Here is a 20,302-nt window from a genome sequence, read left to right as displayed (position 1 = left end):
ATGAACTTGTATAGTTCAAGCAGGATTATAAAATTGCAGTGTACAGTACAATTAGGATTAACAAATAGCATGTATAACCAATTCAGGATTTATTAAGCAACCTGTATAGGTATTTTAGGATAAGACACTCAACCTTTTGTGTGTTATTAGTGTATTGGTAATGTATTAGACATAGTCTTTTACTGTATTAAAACTTTACTGGAACTGTACGAGCTAATGCCGAATATAAGGCGAGACTTGGGTGAAGCATTAGGCGAGAAATGGTAACTTTTAGATACACGGGGTTAGCCTTGAAACAAAAAACACAAGAAAGTCCTTCATCACGAGATGAAGTTTTTTTGTGCGGTGTGAAAGTTAAAATAGAAACCCCATGCTGCTGCTCGTTCTATTGGAATTACTGCGCTATAATAGTTTCATATAGCAACTTCCCTTGATGATCGATGCATTGCATCGCGAAAAGCAACTTCTAGTTTAATTGTTTAGATCCCTTTAGATCGACATTTTTTCTATTAAGGAATCCAAACCATCAATCCTTTTTGCGGTTCCGCAGAATTTTCATTCTGTGCAATCACCGGCATTACATTTGGATTATTTTGATCGATAGCGTACGTATTGCCATCTGCTGGAATAATTTGCATAAAACTTTGTGAACTAGGCACACTTCCCGGGACACCAATTGTTCTAAAATCGGTGCCGACTAATAGAAAACGGCCATCTGGTGAGAACACGGCACAACTCTCCCTTTCATTGCCCGATGTGGCCATGTAAAAATCGGAGCCATCGGCATTGATGACCGCAATATGTCCTTGATAAGCCATTGCGATTTTAGTACCTGTCGGATTAGGCGACAAAGCATTGAATTCTTCTGTATCGAAAGTTGCAACGATATCAATTTTATCGAATGGGAATTTTGTCTTTAAGATATGTTGCTTCCATTTGATCAAGAGGGAATTATCGGGAAGCCACGAAAAGCTTTGATTGCGTGGAATCTGTTCACCGTTAATATCATAAAGGTGCGCCATCACTTCACCAGATTGTGCGTTGATTAATACAAATCCTTCCTCAAAAGATGGAAATACGCAAATCATGCTCTTGTCGGGCGAAAGATCAGCACCTTGAAATATCGAACCGCCATTCAAAGGTTGATAGAAAAATTCCCTGATTTTTTCGGTGGTAGCTAGATTCCGAATGGTAAAATGAATCTGATCTGGTTTCCCAGCCGATCTCCCATTTGCCATCTCCAATAAAGTACTGCCATCTGCGGTGATGTGCCAATTATAATAGGTACCCGTGGTAGTTAGCAAGGTCTTTACTTTCGTAGCCAGATCGATCTTTATAAATCCTTCAAAATTTTCGTAATAGATCGTACCAGTCATACCAGCGTTTTCCCCTGTAGGAAGATCATTGTCTTTGGAACATCCTACCAGCGCAATCAATAATACTATAGACCATATTCGCAGAGAAATCATATTATTTTTCATCTTAACTTATCTATTGATGTATACCGCAATTGGAAATATTTAGCAATCTGGCACCATGCCCATTGTCATACCATTTGGTCCCCAGATGGGCACAACACGCACTCCACAGCCCGAGTCATCATCATTCCCGGCAGGGATTTCGCGACTCGTATTCAGCTGCAAATTTAACGTAGACCCAGCAGGAAACGCGCTATCAGTTTCTTTGAAGTAGACGCTCATGATCAAATCCGCTTTTCCACGCTGAAAAACTCCGTCAATCGACATGCTCTGTGCCGCATTTTCGATTTTTCCGTCTATCTTTTCTTGGCTAATGACGAAATAGTTTTCGCTATCAGCAGCTTCTAAACGTAGATCCGACCCATGTATCTTACCCCGAAACTTCAGGTTTATCTCTCCTTGATCATCAAAATCTGCCATAAACACGACCGAAACAGAGTCATTTGAAGCTTCGATCACGGCTATACGACCTTCACCATTCCAAGTATAGTCTGCCTCACCGTGCTGCGATCGTACACCACGTGCCGTGCCTTTATAAGGTCTGCCACCAAAAAGTTCATCAAAATTACCATCCGCCATAGGCGTAGAATCATCTTTCGAACAGCCAAAAAATAGTAAACTAACCATGAAAATTGTGAATAGCTTTTTCATCTTGATTTTATTTGTGATAATACGGAACTAAGTTACCCCTGAAGGTCGCATAGATCAATCCCCGAAAACCAGTATTTCGAATGCGAACGCCATCACATAGAATACATGATTAGCCTTCGGCGAATGCCAAAAAAGTGTATTTTTAATCGTACCTTTGTACGCGATTTAGCATACAATACATTACGGAGTGCAATCTCCTTAAACACGTAAAATACATCATTCATGATTAATATATCAAACCTCTCCCTTCGTTTCGGAAAACGCATACTTTTTGAGGATGTGAATTTAAAATTCACACCGGGCAACTGTTATGGTATTATCGGAGCAAATGGAGCTGGAAAATCTACATTTTTAAAAATCATCTCGGGTGAGGTAGATCCATCTACTGGTTCAGTAGCTTTCACTCCCGGTGAGCGCATGTCGGTACTTAGTCAAGATCACTACGCTTTTGACGAATTCAGCGTCTTAGAAACGGTGATGATGGGAAATCAGGATTTGTACAAAATCATGAAAGAGAAAGATGCCATCTACATGAAAGAAGATTTCTCTGATGCAGATGGTGAGCGCGCTGGTGAGCTGGAAAGTCTTTTTGCAGAGATGGACGGCTGGAATGCCGAAAGCAATGCCGCGACCCTATTAAGCAATTTAGGAATTAGAGAAGAGCAGCATACCAAATTGGTGCAAGAATTAGACGGTAACGAAAAAGTACGCGTGCTTTTGGCGCAAGCACTTTTTGGCAAACCAGACATCTTGATTCTCGATGAGCCTACCAATGATTTGGATATCAAAACCATTGCGTGGTTAGAAGATTTCTTAGCTTCTTACGAAGCGATTGTATTAGTCGTGTCTCACGACCGTCACTTCTTGGATGCCGTGTGTACGCACATTGTGGATATCGATTTCAGCAAAATGACGATCTACACGGGGAACTATACCTTCTGGTACGAATCTTCTCAATTAGCGTTGAAACAACGTTCGGATCAGAACAAGAAGATGGAAGATAAGGTGAAGGAATTACAGGAATTTATCCGTCGTTTCTCGGCCAATGCTTCTAAATCCAAACAAGCTACTTCTCGTAAGAAAGCCTTGGATAAGATCAATATCGACGAGATTAAACCTTCGAACCGTAAATACCCTGCTATGATGTTCAACTCCATGGATCGCGAGCCGGGAGATCAGATTTTGCAGGTAGAAGGTTTGAGCAAAACGGTGGATGGACAGGTCTTTTTCAAAGACATTTCCTTCATGGTCAACAAAGGTGATAAGATCGCGATCTTGGCAGAAAACAACTTAGTGACTTCTGCATTTTACGATATCCTTTCGGGTCGTGATCAAGATTATACAGGTGAATTCAAATGGGGTGTTACCATCACTCCAGCGGATATGCCGATCGATAATGCTAGTTTCTTCGAAGGCAGCAACGAAAATTTGGTGGATTGGTTGAGAACGTACTCAACACGTCCAGATTCTGACGAACAGTTTATTCGTGGTTTCTTGGGTAAAATGTTATTCTCCGGCGAAGAGGTATTAAAGAAATGTTCGGTACTATCCGGAGGAGAAAAAATGCGTTGTATGTTCTCTCGCATGATGTTGCAAGGAGCGAACTTCTTGATGTTTGATGAACCAACCAACCACTTGGATTTGGAGTCTATCACGGCACTAAACAACGGAATGACAGATTTTAAAGGTTCGGTGCTATTCACTTCGCGAGATCATGAATTGACGGAAACAGTAGCGAACCGTGTGATTGAGCTAACGCCCAATGGTATTATCGACAAATTAATGTCATACGACGAGTACATTCAGTCGGAAGTGGTGCAAGCGCAGCGCGAAGAAATGTATAAATAATACCTGATCCAATCACGTATTTTAAAACACCCTCGATAAATTTCTATGCATCGAGGGTGTTTTTTGTGATAGGGTCGTTATCTTAGTGCCTTGATGAACTCCAACGATAGCAAGCTAAAATCTTTAAAACGATATATTTCGGATACGGATGTTTCGATATCCGTCAGAAACCGAAAGGTGAACCTCTTGAATTACCAAAAATTCAAGTATGTTTTCTTTGGTGGTTTTAATGTATTGCTGAATTGGACACTGTTTTATCTGATCTTCCACTATGTCACCTTTAAGAATAATGTAGATGTTCTCGGATTAATAACTATCAGTCCGTATATCTTTGCATTATTAGCTTCCTTTGTAGTGACGTTTTTTACGGGATTTCTGTTTAACTTCTTTTTCGTATTTAAGCAAAATGAACACGCACCGAAATTTGGCAATCGGTTGCTTCGTTATTTTGCCACGAATATGGGATCGTTGGTCTTAAATTATCTCCTGCTCAAATTGTTTGTCGAATTGTTACACTGGTACCCTACTCCATCACAGGTTTTGTGCACCTCGATCATTACGATATACAGTTACCTCGCTCAGCGGAAATTTACGTTTAGTAAGAAGTTTTAGCGCATTATTTACGAAACACCACTACTCCCAATAGATATATGCGTTGAGAATAGTGGTAGTGAGCATAGCTCCAAAATTTTAGAAGATATATCGAATACCCAGTTGCATCTGCCAAGTAGTTCCCAAATTACTTGCATTCTGAAATGGTGTAATTGGTAGCTCCCCATTAATCACATTCATATTAAATTCGGGAATACCAGACTGTGGCGTCCTTTGGGTATTTAAAACTGGTTGTCCTTGATTGTTTACGCCAGGAATTAGATTATTTCCATACAAAAATTGCGCATTGTTAAGCCGACTTTGTATACCCGAACTTTTACTAATTAAATTACCGAAATTAATGACCTCGGCACTCAACTGTAACGTATGTCTTCGAGGTCCTATATTCTTATAAATATCTTGCAAAACGCGTACATCGAATCGATTCAACCAAGGCATTAAAAAACCATTCCTCGGCAGATAACCACCTTGATATTTCTCCAAACCATTCTCTGCAATAAAAACACTCAACGCTTCGCGTTGTTCTGCTGCTGTGAACAATAGTTGACCATTTGCATCCACACGATCAACAAAATTTAAAGAGTTGAGATCGCGCGGCAAGTAAATCAGATCGTTGCTAGCACCATCGCCATTTATGAATGATGTATAAACATAAGAGAACCGACCTTGGGATGATCCTGTGTAAACTATTCCTACCGTGGTAGCCAATGAGTTTGCATATTCATACCTATAGCTCAGATTTCCGACCAAACGATGCGGAATGGCAAAAGCTGATGGATGTAAGATCTGATCATTTGGACCGTTAATATTTGGAGATCCGCCCCATGCCGAGCTGGCACTAGATCCAGCATTGGCACTTACCTCTCGGGCATCAGAGTACGTATAAAAAATGCCGCCGCTAAATCCCTGATAATAAGGCACATTTAATCCTATTGTAGCGCTTAGCGCATGCCCTTTGACATTGGTATTCGTAAGTACAGTCGCATTATTAGCACCGAGCAGTGGATTGAATCGTTGAACACCATTTGGATAGAAAGTTCTATTGTCGCCAAAATCACCTTCTTCACCGGATGATCCATAATTTAGGAATGTATTTGAAGACGCCCTATTTGCACCAAATTGGAATACAGCATTAATATCTCTGGTATACAAGAAGTCTCCCGTTACCGTAACAGGAGTATTTGGTATCTTATAATCTCCACCAATACTAGTACGCCACACCATGGGCATTTTAAAATTGCGATCTACCAATGCAAAAGAGCTTGGAGCGCCTTCTCTAGGTGTACTTATAAAGACATTTTCCGCACCTTGTGGCACATTATTTAAATGATAATATGGATCCGGATTGAACCGTACATTACCAATCCAGCCTGCCACATCAGCATACGATCCTGGTTCGATCGTGTTTTGCAACACACCTGCTCCAGTTGGCATATTAGTCAACCACACAAAAGGTACACGTCCAGAGAAAAATCCGGTACCACCTCGCAATACTAGGCTGCGATCACCAAACACGTCATAATTTACACCAAAACGCGGAGAAACAAGTAATTGTGACTTTGGCCATAATCCTGAATTATAGTTGGTTGGCATACCATTCACATCCAATAAACGCATCGCGTCGATAGATGGATTTGCAGTCAACTTATTCATATAGATAGGTAGCTCCGCTCGAATACCGTACGTAATAGTTAATTGGTCGGTCACTGTCCAACGATCCTGCGCATACAATGAAGCCAATCCAAAATTAATACGTGAATAAGTATCTTGACCTTCATAAGGATAGGTCAGTCCAAACATGATCGGTGCTACTTCATTAGGACTACCAGTCGTTAAAAAATCTTCGACGGATGCATATCGGTAGTATGATGTTCCCAGTCTAGTAAAGCTATTGCCAAAGTTTTGAATTTCGAAAGCCGCACCAAAAGTGAAAGTATGCTTATCGGCTGAAAGTGTTAAGTTGTTGATAAACGAATAGTTATTATTGATCACATCATTGTTGTAAGAAAATAGTTCTGTACCAAAACTCATGTAGTTTACATACGGAGAGTTGATATTGCTATGCGTACCATCACCTATATCTACGAATGGAAACAACTGATTACTCGGTGTAGTTCTTGTATCTTGAATACGTGTATATGTAGCTAGAAACTGATTGTTCAACCTAGAATTAATATTACTATTCAATTCGGCAGTTAGTGATCGTACAACATTTCTAAAGGCATAGTTTCCATTTTCAAAAGTAATGGAGTTTTGACTGATTCGGTTCGTTTGACTTCGAGGAAATGGCCCCGAGTTACCATTGGCACCCTGCATCGAAGTTCCTACGACCTGATTGTATCGAACGGCCAATTTATGTCTTTCGTCGATATTCCAATCTAATCGAGCCAGAAATTTGGTGCTCGATTCTCGGGCTTCGTCGGCATATCCTTCATAACGACCTGGATCCCACCCCCACTGGTTGATCAGATGCTGACGAACAGCTTCTAAATCGCTTCGTGTTGTTCTAGCAATATTTTCTTCCGGTACCGCTGTTCCATTTTCGGAAGCTCGCCAAGGATTAGAACCGGAAGCATTTCCGCCAGTAGCTTCTTCTCGTTCCGCATTCACAAAAAGAAATAATTTGTCTTTAATAATTGGGCCACCCAATCTAAATCCATAGTTACGTTTGGCAGCATCAATTCGGTCTAAAGTGACATCGCCAATACGTCGTCCCTGAATATCTTGATTTTGTAAATAGTAGTAAGCAGATCCTTCGACTCTGTTCGTACCACTACGAGTGACAGCATTGATACCTGCACCCGTAAAACCTGATTGTGTCACATCAAACGGCGCGATGTTCACACTAATTTCTTCGATAGCATCCAGAGAAATCGGTTGCGAATTACCACCCGGCAATGGATTGGTACTCAAACCAAAACCGTTATTGAAGTTTGCACCGTCGATTTGTAAGTTGTTGTAACGCGCGTCACGACCCGCAAATGAGTTGCCATTTGCCTGTGGTGTAAGTCTTGTAAACTCTGTTACACTACGGTTAACCTGCGGTAATTCATTTAATTGCTTTAGTCCAACACTGGTCGAAGCGCCCGTGCGTGCCGTATTGATACGCTGACCACTTGCGATTGCAACTTCTTCTATATTTCTACTACCATCAGTAAACACAGCATTTAATACAAAGGGTTGACCTAACTGTAAGTACACATTTTCGTAAATGACAGGATCTTGTCCTACATAAGTAACCTCGATACGGTATGGACCGCCGACACGCATGTTAGCTAAATTGAAACGTCCAGCGTCGTTAGCAGCACTGGAATAAGTTGTACCAGATGGTGTGTGAACGGCACGAATCGTAGCACCTGGTGTTGCCTGACCAGAGGATTGTGTTACAGTACCAGTAACACTACTAGTTGTAACCTGCGCTTGGATCGTTCCATAGCTAGCTAGGACCAACGCAAAGAAAAGTAAAGATCTCTTCATAAATTAGTTTGTAATAATTATCTATTGATCGTTTAGTGATAAATAACCCCAAAAAGTATCACCCAAATAATACCATGCAGAAGAATCATGCTTTAGGCACACCATATAAAGTAAATATAATTTCTTTCTCAAAAATAATCATTAATATAAGATTAAATATTAACCAAATATTAACTTTAGTTCGATTTATAAAAAAAGCAAAGTAACACGGAAAGCGTTAGAGGAATTATACACAAACTATAGTTTAATTACACAAATTTGTCGACCTTATTTTTGAGCGCACACTAACAATGTCAGCACCTTCTAAAACAAAAAAAATCCCCGAGCTATTGCCCGGGGATTTTAAAAATGTTACAGAAGGAACTTCTAGAAGATGTAACGAACACCCAACATCATCTGCCATGTAGTAGATAATGTACTTACGTTTTGGAATGGCGTAGTAGGCAATTCATTATTGATCAAGTTCATATTGAATGTAGGGATACCAGAAGCTGGAGTTGCCTGTGTGTTTAACACCGCCTGTCCTTGACTGTTAGTACCCGGTATCATGTGGTTTCCGTACAAGAATTGCGCGTTATTCAGACGACTTTGGATTCCTGAATTTTTACTTAACATGTTTCCGAAGTTAATAATGTCAAGACTTAACTGCAATGTATGTTTGCGTGGTCCAATATTCGTGTAGACATCTTGCAAAACACGTACATCAAAACGGTTTAACCATGGTTGCAAAAATCCATTTCTTGGCAAGTACTTACCTTGGTATTTCTCTAAACCATTCTCAGAGATAAATGCACCTAAAGCTTCACGTTGTTGCTCCGCAGTAAACAATACTTGTCCGTTTGCACTTACGCGATCTGCGAAGTTCAATGTATTAAGATCACGTGGTAAATAAATCAAATCATTGTTGATCCCGTCACGATTGATATCAGATGTATAGGTATATGAGAAACGACCTTGAGATGAACCATTGTAATACACACCAACTGTAGTAGCTAAAGCATTTGCATATTCGAAACGATAGCTAACATTAGCCATCAAACGATGTGGAATTGCGAAAGCAGATGGATGTAAAATTTGATCATTCGGTCCGTTAACATTTGCCGAACCACCCCATGCAGAGCTAGCACTAGAACCAGCATTTGCACTAACTTCACGAGCATCTGAATAGGTATAGAAAACACCTCCACTAAAACCTTGGTAATATGGAACAGTCAATCCAACTGTAGCACTTACTGCATGACCTTTAACATTAGTATTAGTCAACACAGTAGCATTATTAGCACCAATAGCTGCATTGAATCTTTGAGCACCACCTGGATGGAAAGTACGGTTATCACCATAATCACCTTCCTCACCAGAAGATCCATAGTTTAAGAAGGTATTAGGCGTAGTTCTATTCGCTCCAAATTGGAATACGGCATTGATGTCACGAGTGTACAAGAAATCTCCAGTTAATGTAATTGGAGTATTTGGTATCTTGTAATCTCCACCAATACTAGTACGCCATACCATTGGCATTTTGAAGTCACGATCTACTAAAGCGAATGAGCTAGGTGCTCCTTCTCTAGGCGAGCTGATAAACACATTTTCTGCACCTTGTGGCACATTGTTTAAGTGATAGTAGCGATCAGGATTAAATCTTACATTTCCAATCCAACCAGCCACATCGCCGTAGTTACCTGGTTCAACTGTATTTTGCAATACTCCAGCATTAGTTGGCATATTTGTTAACCATACAAAAGGAACACGACCTGAGAAGAATCCAGTACCTCCGCGAAGTACTAAACTACGATCACCAAATACATCATAATTTAAACCAAAACGTGGAGACACCATTAGTTGTGATTTAGGCCACAATCCTGAGTTATAGTTTTTAGGCATACCGTTAGCATCCATTAAGCGTAAAGCATCAATAGATGGATTGGCTGTCAATTTGTTTAAATAAATTGGCAATTCCGCACGTACACCATAAGTAATAGTTAACTTATCACTTGCAGTCCAACGATCTTGAGCATACAAGGAAGCTAAACCAAAGTTAATTCTAGAATACGTATCCTGACCTTCATATGGATAGGTCAATGCAAACATAATTGGTGCCACTTCATTAGGACCGCCAGTACTTAGGAAATCTTGAACTGAAGCGTATCTGTAATAAGATGTACCACTACGTGTGTAGCTATTTCCAAAATTCTGGATTTCAAAAGCTCCACCGAATGTAAAGTTGTGTTTGTCAGCAGATAGAGTTAAGTTATTAATAAAAGAATAATTATTATTAATAACATCATTATTGAAAGAGAACAACTCTGTACCGAAACTCATATAGTTGGAGTGAGGCGAGTTGTTGTTGCTATGTGTTCCGTCGCCGATATCAACGAAAGGAAACAATTGGCTGTTAGGAGTACTTCTAGTATCTTGAATACGTGTGTATGTGGCCAAGAACTGATTGTTTAATCTTGAGTTGATATTACTATTCAATTCCGCCGTCAAAGATCTAACCACGTTTTTGAATGAGTAATTACCATTTTCAAACGTGATAGAGTTTTGGCTCACACGGTTAGTTTGGCTTCTTGGATAAGGTCCAGAGTTACCATTGGCTACCTGCATAGAAGTACCTACGACTTGGTTATAACGTAGTGCCAATTTGTGTTTCTCATTAATATTCCAATCCAAGCGAACTAAGAATTTAGTACTTGATTCCTTCGCCTCATCAGCATAACCCTCATAACGTCCCGGATCCCATCCCCATTGATTAATCAAATGGCTTCGAACTGCTTCCAAATCTGAACGCGTAGTTCTAGCAATATTTTCTTCTGGTACAGCTACACCGTTTTCAGAAGCTCTCCAAGGATTTGAACCAGAAGCATTTGCTCCAGTAGCTTCCTCGCGTTCCGCATTAACAAATAAGAATAATTTATCTTTTACAATTGGACCACCTAATCTAAATCCGTAATTACGTTTAGCAGCGTCTACTTTATCTAAAGTAACATCACCGATTTTACGACCTTGTAAATCTTGATTTTGCAAAAAGAAATATGCAGATCCTTCCACTCTATTCGTACCACTACGAGTTACCGCATTGATACCCGCACCAGTAAATCCTGACTGCGTTACATCAAATGGAGCGATGTTTACGCTAATCTCTTCAATCGCATCTAAAGAAATAGGTTGCGAGTTTCCACCTGGAATCGGGTTAGAACTAAGACCGAAACCATTGTTGAAATTTGCACCATCGATTTGCAAGTTATTATAACGTGCATCACGACCTGCAAATGAATTACCATTGGCTTGAGGTGTCAATCTTGTAAAGTCAGTTAAGCTTCTGTTGATTTGTGGCAATTCATTCAATTGCTTCAATCCGACGTTAGTAGATGCACCAGTACGAGCCGTATTAATACGACGACCTGCTGTGATAGCAATCTCTTCGAGGTTAGTTGCGCCATCAGTAAAAACCGCGTTTAATACGAAAGGTTGACCTAATTGTAGATAAACGTTCTCATAAACGACTGGATCTTGCCCTACGTAAGTAACCTCGATACGGTAAGGACCACCAACACGCATGTTGGCTAAATTGAAACGACCAGCGTCGTTGGCTGCGCTGGAGTAAGTAGTACCAGACGGCGTGTGAACCGCACGGATGGTAGCACCTGGTGTTGCCTGCCCCGATGATTGTGTTACAATCCCCGTAACACTACTCGTCGTGACCTGCGCTTGGATAGTGCCATAGCTAGCTAGGACTAACGCAAAGAAAAGTAAAGATCTCTTCATAGTTTGTTATTTCATAAAATAAATGCACCGCAAAATTAAGAAGAGAGAACAGTATATCAACGGCTTAACATAAACTTAATATTAGATTTATACTATGCTTACATGTTAATAAGTATTAATTGAAAATGAGATCTGGTAAATTTGGAAATATTCACAACAACTCAACCTAAAGTGTTAAAAATATGTTAAAATACACCCGATCAAATTACCATTATGGAAAAAGTGATTTTTTAAAAATGTGGAAAAAAAAATGGCGATGTCATAACACCGCCTGTAATTTATAGTGGGTCTAAAGAACTCTACTACACGTATTTATGCGGTTTATTTGATATAAGCATAGGTAATTCCGTCGCCGCCTCGATCTGCATGCTCGTCCTCAAAATGAGAGATATGGCTGTATTTCCTTAAATATTCACGCACGAACTTTCTTAAAATGCCGTCACCTTTACCATGTACGATTTTTAACGACGGATAGCCAATCATCACGGCACGATCCAGTACTAACTCCAGCTGATTCATCGCATCGTCGGTACGCATGCCTCGAATGTCCAGCTCCGGACTGAAATCAGAAGCATCTCCAGTCGAGACCGAACCAATACGTTTAACCACTTTCTTCTTTTCTTTGCCTTGTAGTTTCTCCACTTTAGCCGGTTTTACCACCGTGCGTAGCTCACCCAAAGCCAGGATCAGGTTTTTATTTTTAGCGATCTCAATCACTTGCGCTTCATTGCCAGAATCAAGCAGACGTACCCAATCTCCTACTTGAAGATCTTGATCGGCTGGTGCATCTGATTTTGCTACTACCTTTTTAACAGGAGCTTTGACCGGGCTGTGCTTATCAATTGCTTGATGTAAGGTAGATCGTATTTCTTTGGTTTTCTCCTTATCTGCTTGTGCTGATTTGATTTCAGCAATGGTATTTTCCACCAGCTTATTAGCGTCTTTCAGGATCTGCCGTGCTTCCTCTTTCGCTTGCTTGATCAGCTCTTTCCGATTCGTATCGACATAATCTCGCAGCTCTTCATATTCTTGCTGCTTCACTAAGAGTTCTTTCTCTCGTTTCAGAATCGCCGCTTTGGTATCCACAATTTCCTTCTTATCCCGTTCCAAATTGACTAATAGCGATTCCACATTTTGCTGATGTTCGCCAATTTTAGCTTTCGCTAGTCGAACGACCTCTTTCGGCAGTCCGATATTCTGAGCAATTTCCAAGGCATACGAACTACCCGGCTTACCAATCTGCAAAATATATAATGGCTTCATCGCCGCATTATCAAACAGCATGGAAGCATTTTCTAATCCAGCGGTATCGCTCGCAAACACTTTGAGGTTAGAATAGTGTGTCGTGATCACCCCACGCACATTTTTGGTATTCAGCACTTCTAGAACCGCTTCCGCAATTGGGCCACCAAATTGTGGATCGGTACCCGTACCAAACTCATCGATGAGCACCAAAGTTCTCGCATTGGCAAATTGCGTAAAATGCTTCATCTTTGACAAGTGCGCACTGTAGGTACTCAAGTCACTTTCGATCGATTGATCATCACCAATATCGGCAAATATCTGCTTGAAGATACCCATTTTTGAATTGCCGTCAGCCGGAATCAATAAGCCTGACTGAAACATCAGTTGCAGCAGTCCGACGGTCTTCATACAGACCGATTTACCGCCAGCATTCGGACCAGAAACTAGGATCACGCGATCCTGCTCATCCATCTTGATATTTAAAGGCACAATCGTATGTGTACCTTCCGCTTTGGCATTTAGGAATAATAAAGGATGTCGTGCATTGACCAAATGTATTTCGGCTGTCTTCAGAATCTCCGGCAAAGCCGCTTCGATATCAATCGCGAATAAGGCCTTGGCACGCACAAAATCCAGCTTCGTAAGCAAACCGTGATAGGATTGCAACAAGGGAATATGCGGGCGCAAAGAATTCGTAAGTTCTGTCAAAATGCGGATGATTTCTCGACGCCGTGCAAACTCCAGATCTCTCACCTTATTATTCAAGTGAAATACTTCTTCGGGCTCTATATAAGCTGTTTGTCCAGTTGCCGATTCATCATGAATCAAACCTTTCAGCTTACGTTTATTCTCCGCTAAAATAGGAATACACAGCCTGCCATCGCGGATGGTTAGATTACCATCGGCCGTCCAACCATTGTTTTGTGCGGTCTTAAACACGGTCTCCAAACGCTTGCGCGCTTCTTGCTCGCTTTTCTGGATTTGCTGACTTACATCCAACAAGAATCTGGAAGCATTCTCCTTCATTTTACCGCGATCATCGATGACTTGCTCTATTGAGCGGACGATGCTATTTTCAATCGTCAGATGCTCGAATAACATATCGAGATGCGCATACTGCCCTTCCCGTTCTTTGAAATAGCGAATTAGCGCAAACACTGTACGCAGCGATAATAACACACGATGAAACTCTTCCTCCAATAAAAAAGCACCTTCTACGCGTGCTTTCTCTACCAAAGGACGAATCGGATACAGATGGTCGATCGGCAACGGATCGTCCGTTTGCAATAAGGTTTTAAACTCCGCAGTCTGATGTAAAAACTTTTGTATCTGCTCTGGATTGACCTGAGGTTGAATCTTAGTGACCAAGTCACGCGCTGGCTCACTCAAGCATTTCTGCCTAACCAACTCTTTGATCTCAAGAAAACCCAGCTTATCAGCTGCATTAACAGGATATATCATAGATAATAATGCTCAATATAATTTAGCGTGCTTCTGTTGTTTCAACAGGCTGGTTTTTCACTTGAACCGAGTCTGCTACGATTGCCTTCGGAGCATCAAGAGGTATTAGCTCTGTACGTCGCCACAGATATCCCAATCCACTTGGTCGGTATACGCTCTCTTTATAACCTTCATAATCGAAGCGGAAATTAGAATCCGGATGGAAAGTCCAGAGATTCAATTTGATATCTACTAAACGCTGAAAATGAGCTACGCGATTCAAACTATCCCGCTCTACGGCGTAGCGCAATGAATCGGCACGGTTGAAATCTCGCTCAGCATCTGACAATTGTTTCTGGATATTCGTATAAATTTTCTCCGTCAGTACTGGATCTGCATAATAATAATCCAAATTGCGCTCGAAAGCCACCGAATCAAGACCATAATGCGATAGCAACTGCCTGTAGAGCGTATCGATCACCTTTTGCGAACTATCAATCGGCAATGTCTGCAGGTATCCATCCAGCATATGCACATCCGTAAGCAATTTAGTCACTTGATCTTCCTTCAATATTCCTTCCGGCCTTTTCTCTAAACAGGAGGCCAATAGTAAAATCAATAGAATCAACACAAAGAATGAAGCACGCATTTTGTAAATTTGTACAAATTTAGCAATTCGGGTCGATAATGCCTACGCTATCACCCGTTAATAAATGCAAAGAAGATGAGTATACGTAATAATATAGAAGGTTTACAACAGGAACTAAAGTCACAGAAAGTGACTTTGATAGCCGTATCTAAAACGAAGTCGAACGAAGACATTTTGGAAGCTTATGAAGCTGGACAGCGCCTATTTGGCGAGAATATGGTACAGGAATTAGTCGCGAAGCAAGAATCCTTACCCAAGGATATTGAGTGGCACTTGATCGGACATTTGCAATCCAACAAGGTCAAATACATCGCGCCATTTATCGCTATGATCCAATCGGTTGACTCGCTTAACCTATTGAAAGAGATCAATAAGCATGGCGCAAAAAACAATCGTGTGATCGATTGTTTATTGCAAGTGCATATCGCTGATGAAGAGGCAAAATTTGGTTTTGATCACGCGGAGCTGATCGAAGTATTGCGCGATGAGGCATTGAGCGATTTGAAAAACATTCGCATCCGCGGATTGATGGGCATCGCGACCAATACAGACAACGAAAAACACATCAAGGAAGAGTTTTACGAACTAAAAATGTTATTTGATGGCATCAAAGTCAGTTTCTTCCGCAAAGAAGATTCTTTCGACACACTTTCCATGGGAATGTCATCGGATTATACCATTGCTATCGAGCAAGGAAGCACGATGATTCGCGTGGGCAGCACGGTGTTCGGCAAGCGCGTGATCAAACATTTTAAAGCCTCAGAGGGTTAGAAACGGTATACGCTTTCTGCGTTTCACCAAATGTATATGCTATGATTCACCATTTTGTACTATTTCTTGCCACTACGCTGATGACTTTCACCGCTTGCCAATCTCCTACTGAACATAGGCAAACGGGACAATCGGACACAACCCGATCTGTAGATACGGCCGCGTATCGCACGACGGAGTATTTTCAAACGAGTCCGTACTATCAATCTCGTGGCGATCAGTACGATACGGCGTACTTCCGCGCAAGTTATCCGACTTCTGATGATACGCTGTTCAATGCCTTGATCATGCAGTCGATGGCGGTCAAAAACAGAGCTGATCTAGAGCAGATGGGAGAATCTTTCTTAGCAGATTACGACAGCTATGTAGAAGAAGCGCAACAACCCGAACTCACGCATGCGTGGTTTCAAGATATTCGCGGTCGCGTGCTATTGTACACGCCAACCTTATTGGTGATTAGTAAAACATTGATCGAATATACCGGCGGAGCGCATGGTAACTTTGCGGAACTGTATGACAATTATGATCTACAAACTGGAAAGCCATTAACACTTAGCGATATTGTCCCAGCAGAACGGCAGCAAGAGTTCATTGCGCTGGCAGAAGCGCGTTTTCGCCAAGTGGAAGGCTTACCGGCAGATGCGCCACTCACCGATCGCTATTTTTTCGATGAAGGCATCTTCGCATTGCCCGACAATTTTGCATTCGACAAAGAAGCTTTAGCCTTTCAGTACAATCCTTATGAGATCAAGGCTTATGCAGAAGGCGTGACGCAATTTCACATTCCGTACGATCAGTTGAAGGATTTGCTGACGGATAAAGCACAGAAATTCATTCAGGATATAAAAGTAACACACCCTTAATTCTTTCAAGATTCATGCAGGTATTCAAATTTGGTGGCGCTTCGGTCAAAAGTGCAGAAAACATTCGCAACGTAGCTACCATTATCGATACATATAAGGTAAATGGATTGCTAGTCGTGGTATCGGCCATCGGAAAAACCACCAATAAGCTTTCTGAAGTAGTAGATCGTTATTTTCATCGAGAAGGTGATCCTTTTGAAGCCTTGGAGCAAGTACGTGCCGAGCACCTAACGATCTTGAATGAACTGTTTACCGATAAGAATCATCCAATTTTTGATGATGTCATTAATACGTTGGTAGAAGCCGAATGGATTTTGGAGGAAGAGCCACAAGATGCGTACGATTATTTGTACGATCAGATTGTCTCTTTAGGCGAGATCTTATCGACCAAAATCATTGCCGCGTATTGTCAACATGTGGGTTTTGCCGTACGTTGGGTAGATGCAAGAGACTATATCTTTACCGACAATCGGTATATGGAAGGCACAGTTGATTGGGCGAAGACAGAAGATAAGATTCGCCGTGATATTCCGCCAATACTAGAAAAGGATATTATTATCACGCAAGGATTTATTGGATCTACTTCTGAAAACTTCACTACGACATTGGGTCGTGAAGGTTCAGACTACAGCGCTGCGATCTTTGCATCGTGCCTTCGCGCACAAGATCTTACGATCTGGAAAGATGTACCAGGCGTGCTGAATGCCGATCCGAAATGGTTTAATGAAACGGAGTTAATACCTGAATTGTCGTATACTGATGCGATTGAATTGACGTATTATGGTGCAACGGTCATTCACCCAAAAACCATTAAGCCACTGCAAAATACGCTAATACCGCTTTACGTTCGCTCGTTCTTAGATCCTACACAACCGGGTACGCAGATTCGCGCTACGCATCAAACTTTACCTGTTCCTTCTTTTATCTTTAAGGTCAATCAGGTATTGGTCAACATACAACCCTTGGATTTTTCCTTTATCGTGGAGGACAATTTGGGACATATTTTCAACACCTTCCACCAGAACCGCATTAAAGTCAATATGATGCACAATAGTGCCATTAGCTTTTGCGTGAGCATTGATGATACGGGCGAGAATGTGTGGCAACTGATGGAAGATTTGCAAAAACGTTATAAAGTGAGCGTGTCTGCCGGATTGGAACTCATCACCATTCGTTATTATAATCAACAAACGATAGATCGCGTATTGGTGGGCAAAGAAATCGTTCGAGAACTAAAAGACAGTTATACCTGCCAGATGCTGGTGAAGAAAAAAGATGAATAATCGACTGCTACAGGCTGATGTACAAAACTATATCCTGACGCATCGTCAGGAGCAACCTTCTGCTATTGCGCTCAAGAAAAGTCCGTTTGCAGACGTGGCTTCTAGCGAATTGGCGGCACAGGTAGATGGTTGGCAGCGCTGTGTATCGAAGTTACCAACTTGGGCGTTCAGCGATCACATTTTCTATCCACCCAAACTCAATCTGGAGCAATGCTCTTCGGAGCATACCGCCTTGATCAAACAGCAGATTATCCGCAAGGGAGCTCGTGTGATTGATCTTACCGGTGGTTTTGGTGTAGATAGCTGCTATATGGCGCAGCATGCCGAGCAAGTGATTCATTGTGAGCTAAACGAAAATTTGTCGACGATCGTGGCACACAATGCACAGGCTTTAGGGGTAAAAAACCTAACTTGCATTGCAGGCGATGGAATCGAATATCTGCGGCAGCAAGCAGAAGATAGCTTCGATTACATTTACATCGATCCTTCGCGCCGCGTGAGCCAGAGCAAAGTTTTCCTGCTAGAAGACTGCGAACCGAATATTGTGTCTTTGCAGGAGCTATTTTTCGCTAAATCCGAACGCATTATCACGAAGGTTTCTCCGCTGTTAGACATTACACAAGCATTGCGATCGCTAAAACACGTAACGAATGTGTATGTGATTAGCTTGGATAATGACTGTAAAGAGCTGTTGTTTATTCAAAAACGTGGTTTTGAAGGCGAACCTTTAATATCTGCTATCCGCTTGTTTAAGGATCAATTGCAAGAGTTTTCTTTCACGCTCGCTGAAGAGAAAATCCTTCGTAGCGAATTCCGCTCGCCACAGAAATACTTGTACGAGCCAGATGTGAGTGTGGTAAAAGCGGGCGCCTTCAAATCCGTCGCAAAGGAATTCCAGTTGGGGAAATTGCACCTTCACTCCCATCTATATACTTCTGATCAGTTGCTGTATGATTTTCCGGGAAAAGCCTTTGAGATTATTGCGTCATTTCCATTCGGAGATTTGAAGCGTAAAAAGACATTTGCGAAAGCCAACATCACCACGCGTAACTTTCCGCTAAAGGTCGAGGAAATCCGAAAGAAATTTAAGATTCAGGATGGAGGTCAAATACACCTCTTCTTTACCACCGATCTGGAAGACACACTCACGGTGCTAGTCTGTGAAAGACGGTAAAAAAGAGGTGGAGATCAATTATTGTCTTATTTAGCGTAGCTCGTTTTTACAAATTCGGCTTGCTGCAAGTAATCAATGCTTTCTTGTAAACCTTTCTCTAAACTGCCACTTGTCTCTTCGAGTTCTACAAAGATATGTTTTAAGCCGGCCGCATCCGCATTCCGAAAGATGGCATCGAAGCCAACCATACCACTTTGACCAATCTCTTTATGATCTTTGATGTGTAGCGTTGTAAAGCGATGAGGATATTTTTTGAAATACTCCACTGGACTCGCTTTCCCGATCACCGCCCAATACACATCCATTTCGTAAAACACGTATTCTGGGTTCGTATTCTCGATCATATAATCGTACATCACCACTTGATCTTCTACTTTTCTAAACTCGTGCGCGTGATTGTGATAACCATATTTGATTCCTTGCTCTTTACATAATTTCCCTACTTCATTAAGGTAACGGCAGTTCACCGCTAGCTCCTTTACTGTTTTAGGTAAATCCATCCAAGGCGTTACAATATAACTCATGCCAGCAGCTTTGTGCGCTTCTATGGTCGTCGCCCACCACGCTAAGGCTTTGGTAAAATCTTCATTAGCCACTTCTTCCGCCGATAACGGTCTAGCTACGTGCGAGGACAATACCTTCATGCCAACTGATTCAACTTTTTGTTTGAAATCCTTAGGATCTGTGTTGTAAAATTTACCATCGCGAAATCCGGCCGTTTCTACTGATGTGTAGCCCATATTAGCTAGTTTTTTTAAAACATCAGCATAATCTGCATTGTACGATTTTGGGTCCACATGGCTCCCCATCATACTGCGTACAGAATACAATTGTAATCCGATCTCTTTTTTTGGTTGTTGTTGTTGTTGTTGTTGTTGTTGTTGTTGTTGTTGTGCAAATGTGTTGTTTGGAGAGATGCTCAGCATGAAAAGCACGGTTCCCAACACCGATGATTTAATCATTTGTTGATACATGTTAATGTGTTTGTGTTCGTGTAGATGTTCGGTTCATACGATATCAACACTTGCATCTTTGTGCAAATTTTA

13 protein-coding genes are annotated in these 20,302 nt (G+C 41.4%); 6 read left to right on the top strand and 7 right to left on the bottom strand.

The features are described from left to right. Nucleotides 1–509 precede the first annotated feature (509 nt). Together DC487_RS05910 and DC487_RS05905 are read right to left on the bottom strand one after the other, a co-directional pair. A complete protein-coding gene (locus DC487_RS05910) occupies nt 510–1,481 on the bottom strand; it encodes a hypothetical protein (protein ID WP_116774980.1) in 972 nt (323 codons plus the stop codon). Nucleotides 1,482–1,520: 39 nt separating this feature from the next. Beyond that, nucleotides 1,521–2,129: a hypothetical protein gene (locus tag DC487_RS05905; RefSeq protein WP_116774979.1), complete on the bottom strand. Its 609-nt coding sequence runs from the start codon at nt 2,127–2,129 to the stop codon at nt 1,521–1,523. 222 nt (nt 2,130–2,351) lie between these two features. On the opposite strand from DC487_RS05905, the gene DC487_RS05900 reads away from it, so the two are divergent. Together DC487_RS05900 and DC487_RS05895 are read left to right on the top strand one after the other, a co-directional pair. Then, nucleotides 2,352–3,977, top strand: a complete 1,626-nt coding sequence (locus tag DC487_RS05900; protein ID WP_116774978.1) for an ABC-F family ATP-binding cassette domain-containing protein — start codon at nt 2,352–2,354, stop codon at nt 3,975–3,977. Between the two features lie 93 nt (nt 3,978–4,070). Then, complete coding sequence (locus DC487_RS05895) at nt 4,071–4,589, top strand: GtrA family protein (protein WP_116774977.1); 519 nt, start codon at nt 4,071–4,073, stop codon at nt 4,587–4,589. Nucleotides 4,590–4,667: 78 nt separating this feature from the next. Here the strand turns inward: DC487_RS05895 and DC487_RS05890 are convergent, their stop codons facing one another. From DC487_RS05890 to DC487_RS05875, 4 genes are all read right to left on the bottom strand, one after another. Beyond that, on the bottom strand, nt 4,668–8,066 hold the full coding sequence (locus tag DC487_RS05890; RefSeq protein WP_116774976.1) for a TonB-dependent receptor: 3,399 nt from the start codon (nt 8,064–8,066) through the stop codon (nt 4,668–4,670). 366 nt (nt 8,067–8,432) lie between these two features. Beyond that, nucleotides 8,433–11,831: a TonB-dependent receptor gene (locus tag DC487_RS05885; RefSeq protein ID WP_116774975.1), complete on the bottom strand. Its 3,399-nt coding sequence runs from the start codon at nt 11,829–11,831 to the stop codon at nt 8,433–8,435. A 321-nt stretch (nt 11,832–12,152) separates the two neighbouring features. Further along, nucleotides 12,153–14,537, bottom strand: coding sequence for an endonuclease MutS2 (locus DC487_RS05880; RefSeq protein WP_116774974.1), 2,385 nt, complete (start codon nt 14,535–14,537; stop codon nt 12,153–12,155). Between the two features lie 22 nt (nt 14,538–14,559). Then, nucleotides 14,560–15,165, bottom strand: a complete 606-nt coding sequence (locus DC487_RS05875) for a DUF4296 domain-containing protein (RefSeq protein WP_116774973.1) — start codon at nt 15,163–15,165, stop codon at nt 14,560–14,562. A gap of 75 nt (nt 15,166–15,240) precedes the next feature. Between DC487_RS05875 and DC487_RS05870 the strand changes: the two genes are divergently transcribed. Genes DC487_RS05870 through DC487_RS05855 form a run of 4 tightly spaced genes read left to right on the top strand, consistent with a single transcriptional unit; the run spans nt 15,241 to nt 19,256 of the window. Continuing rightward, nucleotides 15,241–15,936 (top strand): YggS family pyridoxal phosphate-dependent enzyme, encoded by a 696-nt coding sequence (locus tag DC487_RS05870; RefSeq protein WP_116774972.1) that lies wholly within the window; start codon nt 15,241–15,243, stop codon nt 15,934–15,936. Between the two features lie 41 nt (nt 15,937–15,977). Next, nucleotides 15,978–16,799, top strand: coding sequence for a DUF3298 and DUF4163 domain-containing protein (locus DC487_RS05865; protein WP_116774971.1), 822 nt, complete (start codon nt 15,978–15,980; stop codon nt 16,797–16,799). A 14-nt stretch (nt 16,800–16,813) separates the two neighbouring features. Further along, nucleotides 16,814–18,082, top strand: coding sequence for an aspartate kinase (locus DC487_RS05860; protein ID WP_116774970.1), 1,269 nt, complete (start codon nt 16,814–16,816; stop codon nt 18,080–18,082). Next, nucleotides 18,075–19,256, top strand: a complete 1,182-nt coding sequence (locus DC487_RS05855; RefSeq protein WP_116774969.1) for a THUMP-like domain-containing protein — start codon at nt 18,075–18,077, stop codon at nt 19,254–19,256. The genes DC487_RS05860 and DC487_RS05855 overlap by 8 nt, the downstream gene beginning before the upstream one ends. Nucleotides 19,257–19,282: 26 nt before the next feature. On the opposite strand, the gene DC487_RS05850 is transcribed toward DC487_RS05855, so the two are convergent. Further along, a complete protein-coding gene (locus DC487_RS05850) occupies nt 19,283–20,230 on the bottom strand; it encodes a sugar phosphate isomerase/epimerase family protein (RefSeq protein WP_207774316.1) in 948 nt (315 codons plus the stop codon). Nucleotides 20,231–20,302 lie beyond the last annotated feature (72 nt).

It is taken from the genome of Sphingobacterium corticibacter (assembly GCF_003076635.1).
GTDB lineage: Bacteria > Bacteroidota > Bacteroidia > Sphingobacteriales > Sphingobacteriaceae > Sphingobacterium > Sphingobacterium corticibacter.
This window is presented reverse-complemented; position numbering and strand designations above follow the sequence as displayed.

Bases quoted from the DNA above. Each gene is read 5' to 3' on its own strand.
- DC487_RS05895 (WP_116774977.1), top strand. From the start codon at position 4,071: ATGAACTCCAACGATAGCAAGCTAAAATCTTTAAAACGATATATTTCG.
- DC487_RS05910 (WP_116774980.1), bottom strand. From the start codon at position 1,481: ATGAAAAATAATATGATTTCTCTGCGAATATGGTCTATAGTATTATTG.
- DC487_RS05870 (WP_116774972.1), top strand. From the start codon at position 15,241: ATGAGTATACGTAATAATATAGAAGGTTTACAACAGGAACTAAAGTCA.
- DC487_RS05855 (WP_116774969.1), top strand. From the start codon at position 18,075: ATGAATAATCGACTGCTACAGGCTGATGTACAAAACTATATCCTGACG.
- DC487_RS05875 (WP_116774973.1), bottom strand. From the start codon at position 15,165: ATGCGTGCTTCATTCTTTGTGTTGATTCTATTGATTTTACTATTGGCC.
- DC487_RS05860 (WP_116774970.1), top strand. From the start codon at position 16,814: ATGCAGGTATTCAAATTTGGTGGCGCTTCGGTCAAAAGTGCAGAAAAC.
- DC487_RS05850 (WP_207774316.1), bottom strand. From the start codon at position 20,230: ATGTATCAACAAATGATTAAATCATCGGTGTTGGGAACCGTGCTTTTC.
- DC487_RS05880 (WP_116774974.1), bottom strand. From the start codon at position 14,537: ATGATATATCCTGTTAATGCAGCTGATAAGCTGGGTTTTCTTGAGATC.
- DC487_RS05900 (WP_116774978.1), top strand. From the start codon at position 2,352: ATGATTAATATATCAAACCTCTCCCTTCGTTTCGGAAAACGCATACTT.
- DC487_RS05865 (WP_116774971.1), top strand. From the start codon at position 15,978: ATGATTCACCATTTTGTACTATTTCTTGCCACTACGCTGATGACTTTC.
- DC487_RS05885 (WP_116774975.1), bottom strand. From the start codon at position 11,831: ATGAAGAGATCTTTACTTTTCTTTGCGTTAGTCCTAGCTAGCTATGGC.
- DC487_RS05890 (WP_116774976.1), bottom strand. From the start codon at position 8,066: ATGAAGAGATCTTTACTTTTCTTTGCGTTGGTCCTAGCTAGCTATGGA.
- DC487_RS05905 (WP_116774979.1), bottom strand. From the start codon at position 2,129: ATGAAAAAGCTATTCACAATTTTCATGGTTAGTTTACTATTTTTTGGC.